This is a genomic window from Streptomyces sp. NPDC020801 (assembly GCF_044334385.1).
Classification (GTDB): Bacteria; Actinomycetota; Actinomycetes; order Streptomycetales; family Streptomycetaceae; genus Streptomyces.
Window position 1 is genome coordinate 1 of sequence record NZ_JBIRST010000055.1, and the last position, 7,862, is coordinate 7,862.

Genomic DNA, 7,862 nt, shown 5'->3' on the forward strand with positions numbered 1-7,862 from the left:
GCGTCCCCGCCGGAGGACACCAGCCGCCACAGATCCTCCGGCGACCGCACCCCACCCGGATACCGGCAGGCCATCCCCACGATCGCGATGGGGTCGTCGTCCACGGAGGGTCCGGCGGCCACGGTCGGTGCCGTCCTCGCGGCGGTACGGCCGGTGAGCTCGGAGCGCAGTTGCCGGGCGAGCGCGTTGGCATTCGGGTAGTCGAAGACCAGGGTGGGGGGCAGGGCGAGGCCGGTCTCCGTGTTGAGCTTGTTGCGCAGTTCGACGGCAGTCAGCGAGTCGAAGCCCAGGTCCTTGAAGGCCCGTTCGGCCTCGACCTCGGCGGCGTCGCTGTGGCCGAGTACGGCCGCCGTGTGCGTGCGGACGAGCTCGACCAGCACCGTCTCCTGCTCGGTCTCGGGCATCCCGGCGAGCCGGGTGGCCAGCGGGGAGGCGGCGGCCGTGGCGGCCTTTTCGGTGCCGCCGCAGACGTCCAGGATTCGCTCGGCCTCCGGGAGGTCGCCGAGCAGCGCGCTCGGACGTCGCAGCGTGAACGAGGGCAGGAACCGCTGCCAGTCGATGTCGGCGACGGTCGTGGTCGCCTCGCCGGAGTCCACGGCCTGCCGGAGTCCGATGACCGCGAGCGCGGCGGGCATCGGGATCAGGCCGCGGCGCCGCAGCCGTTCGTCCGCGCCCTCGCTCTCGGCCATGCCACCGCCGGCCCACGGGCCCCAGGCCACCGCGGTCGCGGCCCGGCCCTGGGCGCGGCGGCGCTCGGCGATTCCGTCGAGCACGGCGTTGGCGGCGGCGTAGGCGGCCTGGTGGCCGCTGCCCCACACCCCCGCGATCGACGAGAACAGGACGAAGGCGTCCAGCTCCCGGCCGGCGAGCAGTTCGTCGAGGTGCAGGGCGCCGGCGGCCTTCGCGGACAGCACCTCGGCGAAGGAGCCGAGCGTCATGTCCTCGAACGCCTCCAACTGGTCCACGCCCGCTGTGTGTACGACGGCGTCGACGGGGTGTTCGGCGAGCAGCGTGGCCAACGCCGCACGGTCAGCCACATCGCACGCCGCAACCGTCACGCGTGAACCCAGTGCCTCCAGCTCCGACTTCAGCTCACCGGCACCCGGGGCGTCCATGCCCCGACGACTCGTCAGCACCAGGTGCTCCGCACCCGCACCCGCCAGCCAGCGCGCCACATGACCACCCAGCGCACCCGTACCACCGGTGATCAGCACCGTGCCACGCGGCGACCACGTACGGCCCTTGTGGCCGCCCGTGACACGGGACAGCCGACGGGCGAACACGCCCCGGGCACGCACGGCCACCTGGTCCTCGGCCGACTGCCCCAGCACCCCGGCGAGCCGACCCGCGACCCGGTCGTCGATCGCCTCAGGCAGGTCGACCAGGCCGCCCCAGCGCCGTGGGTGCTCCAGCGCGGCCACCCGCCCCAGGCCCCACACAGCATGCTGGACGGCGCTGGGTGCTTCGTCCGGACGACCTGCGGAAACAGCCGACTTGGTCAGTGTCCACAGCGGGGCGTCGATGCCGGAGTCACCCAGTGCCTGGACGAGGGTGATGGTCAGGGCGGTGCCCACGGAGAGGGCCGGGTGCTCCGGGTGCGGCCGCTCGTCGACGCCGAGGAGGGAGATCACGCCCACGACGGGCGTCCGGCTTGCCGCGGCGTCGAGTTCCCGCAGCAGCGTGCCACGGTCCGTGGCCGCGTCGACCCTGACGGGGATCAGCCGGGCTCCTCTGGCCGTGAGCCCGTCGCCGACCGAGGTGGTCCACTCGGTCTCGTCGGTGACCAGGAACAGCCAGTCACCGGACAGTTCGTGGCTCCGGCGGACTCCGACCGGCTTCCATCCGACCCGGTAGGACCAGCCGTCCACCAGGGACTCCTCACGGCGCTGCCGGCGCCACGCGGACAGCCGGGGCAGTACCGTGTCGAGCTGTTCGGCGGGCAGGTCGAGCGTGGCGGCGAGGGACTGGGCGTCCTCGCGCTCCACCGTCTCCCAGAATTCCGTCTCCACGGCGCCGGTGCCCACGACGGCGGCGGTGGGCACGGTGGTCTCCAGCCAGTACCGCTGGTGCTGGAAGGCGTAGGCCGGCAGGTCCACCCGGCGGGCGCCCCGGCCGGCGAAGAACGAGTGCCAGTCGACGGCCACACCGTGCACGTGGGCCTGCGCGACGGCGCTGGTGATCGCCTCGGGTTCCGGGCGGTCGGCGCGCAGGGCGGGGATGGCGAGCGCGCCGCCCGGGCAGCCCTGGGCCATCGCGCTGAGGACTCCGCCGGGGCCGACCTCCACGAAGGTGGTCACGCCCAGCTCGCCCAGGGTGCCGATGCCATCGGCGAAGCGCACGGTCTCGCGCACGTGCCGGACCCAGTAATCGGCGGTGTACGCCTCGACGAGCTCGCCCGTGACGTTGGAGACGACGGGGATCCCAGGCTTCTCGAAGCGCAGTCCTTCGACGACGCGGGCGAACTCCTCCAGCATGGGGTCCATCAGCGGCGAGTGGAAGGCGTGACTCACCTTCAGCCGGGACGTCTTGCGGCCCTGCTGCGCGAAGACGTCCGCGATCTCGGCCACGGCGTCCTCGGTGCCGGAAATCACCACGGACTGCGGGCCGTTGACGGCCGCGATGCTCGCCTCGTCGGTGAGGTGCGGGAGGATCTCGTCCTCGGCGGCCTGCACGGCGACCATCGCGCCGTCGGCAGGCAGGGCCTGCATCAGCCGGGCGCGGGCGGTCACCAGCGTGGCCGCGTCCTCCAACGAGAGCACCCCGGCCACGTGCGCGGCGGCGATCTCGCCGACGGAGTGTCCTGCGAGGTAGTCCGGTCGGATGCCCCACGACTCCAGCAGGCGGTGGATGGCCACCTCGGTCGCGAACAGCGCGGGCTGGGCGAAGCCGGTGCGGTTCAGCTCGTCGCCGTCCCCGCCGAGGACGACGTCCCGCAGCGGCCGGTCGAGGTGCCCGTCGAGGTGGGCGCACACCTGGTCGTACGCCTCCGCGAACGCCGGGAACGCGTCGTACAGCTCACGTCCCATGCCGACCCGCTGCGAACCCTGCCCGGAGAACAGGAATCCGACCCGGGTGTCGTCGGCGCGGCCGCGGGTGACGCCGGGAGCAGGTGCTCCCGACACCAGGGCCCGCAGTCCGTCGACGAGCCGGTCAGGACCGTCCGCGACCACGGCGGCGCGGTGCTCCAGCGCGGCGCGGGTGGTGGCCAGCGAGAGGCCGACGTCGGCCGGCGACGGCCCGTCCTCCTCCGTGACGAGGGACAGCAGGCGCTCGGCCTGGTCCCGCAGAGCGGCCTCGGACTTGCCGTACAGCACCCACGGCACGGCCGTCGGGGCTGCTCCGGCCGGGGCTGCCCCGGCCGGGGTGACGGCGGCCGTTTCCGACGGCGGGGCCTGTTCGATGATGGTGTGCGCGTTGGTGCCGCTGACGCCGAAGGACGAGATGCCCGCGCGGCGGGGACGGCCGGCCGAAGGCCACTCCACCACCTCGGTGAGGAGCCGTACGGCACCCGCCGACCAGTCCACGTGCGTCGTCGGCTCGTCCGCGTGCAGGGTGCGCGGCAGCAGACCGTGCCGCATCGCCATCACCATCTTGATGACGCCGGCGACTCCGGACGCCGCCTGTGTGTGGCCGATGTTGGACTTCAACGAACCGAGCCACAGCGGCTGTTCGGCGGAGCGGTCCTGGCCGTACGTCGCCAGCAGGGCCTGCGCCTCGATGGGGTCGCCCAGCGCGGTGCCCGTGCCGTGTGCCTCGACGGCGTCCACGTCGGCCTCGCTGAGTCCGGCGGAGGACAGCGCCTGCCGTATGACCCGCTGCTGCGCGAGACCGTTCGGCGCGGTCAGGCCGTTGGACGCGCCGTCCTGGTTGACGGCGCTGCCTCGCACGACCGCGAGAACCTGGTGGCCGTTGCGCACGGCGTCACTGAGGCGCTCGACGAGGACGACGCTCGTGCCCTCCGCCCAGCCGGTGCCGTCGGCTCCGGCGCCGAACGCCTTGCAGCGGCCGTCGGCGGACAGTCCGCGCTGCCGGCTGAACTCCACGAACGCGGCCGGTACGGCCATGACGTTCACGCCGCCGGCGACGGCCATCGTGCTCTCGCCGTTGCGCAGCGACTGGATGGCCAGGTGCAGCGCGACCAGGGACGACGAGCACGCCGTGTCGACGGTGACGGCCGGGCCCTCCAGGCCGAACGAGTAGGCCACGCGCCCGGAGACGACACTTGCGGCGCTGCCGGTGAGCAGATGCCCCTCGACGCCTTCGGGGACCTGCGAGAGGCCGGCGCCGTAGCCCTGGTAGGACATGCCGACGAACACGCCTGTGCGACTGCCCTTCAGGGAGGCCGGGTCGACGCCCGCGCGTTCGAAGACCTCCCACGTGGTCTCCAGCAGCAGTCGCTGCTGCGGGTCCATCGCGAGCGCCTCACGCGGCGAGATCCCGAACAGCGCGGCGTCGAAGTCGCCCGCGTCGTAGAGGAAGCCGCCGCCGCGCGCGTACGTCTTGCCGGGGACGCCCGGGTCGGGGTCGTACAGGTCCTCGATGTCCCAGCCGCGGTCCTCGGGGAACCCGGCGATGGCGTCGCCGCCGGACATCACGAGCTGCCACAGGTCCTCGGGCGAGCCGACGCCGCCGGGCAGACGGCAGCTCATCGCCACGATCGCGATGGGCTCGTCGTCGGCGACCGTACGCTTCTCGGGCAGCGCGGTGGCGTGCGCGCCGAGCAGTTCCGCATGCAGGAAGCGGGCCAGGGCCGTAGCGTTCGGATGGTCGAAGACGAGTGTGGTGGGCAGCTTCAGACCGGTCTCGGCCGTGAGCTCGTTGCGCAGTTCGACGGCGGTCAGCGAGTCGAAACCGAGGTCCTTGAAGGCACGTTCCGCCTCCACGGCCGTGGCACCGGCGTGGCCGAGCACAGCGGCCGCGTGCCTACGGACCAGGTCCACCAGAGCACGGTCCTGCTCACCCGCCGGCAGGGCGGCCAGCCGGGCCGCCAGCGCGTTGCCGGCCGCGGCGCTGCCGGGTGTCCGGTTCTCCAACGCCCGCTGTGCCTCGGGCACAGCGGACAGCAGCGCGCTCGGGCGGCCGACAGTGAACGATCCGATGAACCGCTCCCAGTCGAAGTCGGCGACGGTCAGGGTCGTTTCGTCGTCCGTCACGGCCTGTCGCAGCGCCGCGATCGCGAGCGCCGGCCGCATGGGCGGAAGGCCGCGGCGGCGCAACATGTCCTCGGCCTTGCCCACGCTGGCCATGCCGCCCTCGGCCCAGCCGCTCCAGGACACGGCGAGGGCGGTCCGCCCGCGTGCCCGACGGTGTTCGGCCAGGGCGTCGAGGTAGGCGTTGGCCGCCGAGTAGGCGCCCTGTCCGGCGCCGCCCCAGATGCCGGCGCCGGAGGAGAAGAGGACGAACGCGTCCAGCTCCCGGCCGTCCAGCAGTTCGTCCAGGTGTGTCGCTCCCGCCGTCTTCGCGGACACCGTGCCCGCGAAGGCGTCCACTCCGGTGTCCTCGATCATGATGTGGTCACTGACGCCGGCCGTGTGCACGACAGCGTTGACGGGGTGCTCGTCCAGCAGCGCGCGCAGGGCGTCCCGGTCGGCCACGTCACAGGCGGCGACGGTCACGCGTGAACCCAGCGCCTCCAGCTCGGACTTCAGCCCGCCCGCGCCCGGGGCGTCCATGCCCCGACGGCTCGTCAGCACCAGATGCTCGGCACCCGCACCCGCCAGCCAGCGCGCGACGTGGCCGCCCAGAGCGCCCGTACCACCGGTGATCAGCACCGTGCCGCGCGGCGACCACCGCGGCTCGGGCCCGGTGCTCTGGCCGGCCCGTACCAGCCGTCGTCCGAAGACCCCCGAGCCACGCACGGCCACCTGGTCCTCGGCCGACTGCCCGAGGACGGCGACCACGCGGGCCGCCGTACGGGCGTCCATCGACTCGGGGAGGTCGAGCAGGCCGCCCCATCGCCGCGGGTACTCCAGCGCCGCCGCCCGGCCGAAGCCCCACACCTGGGCCTGCACCGGCCGGTCCACCCGCTCGGAGCGGCCGGTGGCCACCGCGCCCCGGGTGGCGCACCACAGCGGTGCGTCGATTCCGGCATCGCCAAGTGCCTGGACCAGCAGAAGGGTTGAGGACAGGCCGTGCGGCAGGGCGGGGTGCTCGGCGCAGGCCCCCTCGTCCTCGGCCAGGAGCGACAGCACACCGGCCACCGGACCGACTCCGGCCAGCTCGCGGGCAAGCGTCTCGCGGTCGGTGGGCCGGCCGACGGCGAGGGCCGCCAGGTCCAGGCCGCGTTCGGCGAGCGCGGTACGGACCGAAGTGGTCCACTCGGTTGCATCAGCGGCCACGAGCAGCCAGGCTCCGGACGCACCGGTTTCCGGGAGTGCGCCGAGAGGCTTCCAAGTGACCCGGTAGCGCCAGCCGTCGACCACGGACTGCTCCCGGCGCTGACGCCGCCACGCGGACAGCCGGGGCAGGATCGCGCTCAGCGATTCGTCGGCCCCGACGCCCAGGGTCGCGACGAGGGACTCCAGGTCCTCCCGCTCCACCGAATCCCAGAATCCGGAATCCGTGCCGTCGGTGCGGGTGTCGGTGGCGGCGGCCAGCTCCTCCCCCGCCAGCCAGTAGCGTTCGCGCTGGAAGGCGTAGGTGGGCAGGTCGACTCGGTGGGCGCCGGGGAAGAAGGTCTGCCAGTCGGGGGATACGCCGTGCACGTGCAGTTCGGCGAGCGCGGTGACGACTGCTTGCCGCTCGGCGCGGTCGGCGCGCAGCACCGGCACGGTGACGGCGCCGTCCACGCAGCCCTGGGCGAGCGCGCTGAGCACCCCGCCGGGGCCGATCTCCACGAAGGTGGTCACACCCGACTCGCGCAGGGTCCGCACACCATCGGCGAAACGCACCGCCTCACGAACGTGACGCACCCAGTACCCGGCGGTGAAACGCTCCGCCAAACGACCGGTCAGGTTGGAAACCACCGGAATCCGGGCCTCATTGAACGTCAGCCCACGGACGATCTCACCGAACTCCTCCAGCATCGGGTCCATCAACGGCGAGTGGAACGCATGGCTGACCCTCAGCCGGGACGTCCTGCGACCCTGTTGCGCAAAGAGGTCAGCGATCTCGGTCACCGCCTCATCGGTGCCCGAGATCACCACCGACTGCGAGCTGTTCACCGCCGCGATACCGACGTTCTCGGTGAGATGCGGCAGGACCTCCTCCTCGGTGGCCTGCACCGCCACCATCGCCCCACCGGCAGGCAACGCCTGCATCAGCCGGGCACGGGCGGAGACCAGCTTCGCCGCATCCTCCAACGACAGCACCCCGGCCACATGCGCGGCCGCGACCTCACCCACCGAGTGACCCGCCACATAGTCCGGCCGGATCCCCCACGATTCCAGCAACCGGAACAACGCCACCTCGATCGCGAACAACGCCGGCTGAGTGCACCCGGTCTGGTGCAACTCCCCCGCGTCGACGTCGACCGGCGCGTCCAGCACCGCACACACCTCGTCGAAGGCTTGGGCGAACACCGGGAACGCCGCATACAACTCCCGGCCCATCCCCAGACGCTGCGAACCCTGACCCGAGAACAGGAAACCGGTCTTGCCTGCGGAACGCGCACGCCCGCTCACCACGGTCCCCGCCGGCTCACCGGCGGCGAGAGCGGTCAGGGCCTGACGAATCTCGTCCGGGCCCTCCGCCATGAGCACCGCACGGTCCTCGAACACCTCACGAGAGGCCAGGGAGAGGCCGACGTCGGAAGCGCTCCAGCTGCTCGCGTCCATGAAGGACAGCAGCCGGGCCGCCTGCGCGCGCAGCGCCGCCTCGCTCTTGGCCGAGAGCACCCACGGCAGGACCGGCGCGGGCTCAGA

At 72.9% G+C, this 7,862-nt stretch carries 1 protein-coding gene; it reads right to left on the reverse strand.

The features are described from left to right. A partial coding sequence (locus ACH4UM_RS41415; protein WP_398191745.1) for a type I polyketide synthase occupies positions 1-7,862 on the reverse strand: 7,862 nt, incomplete at both ends.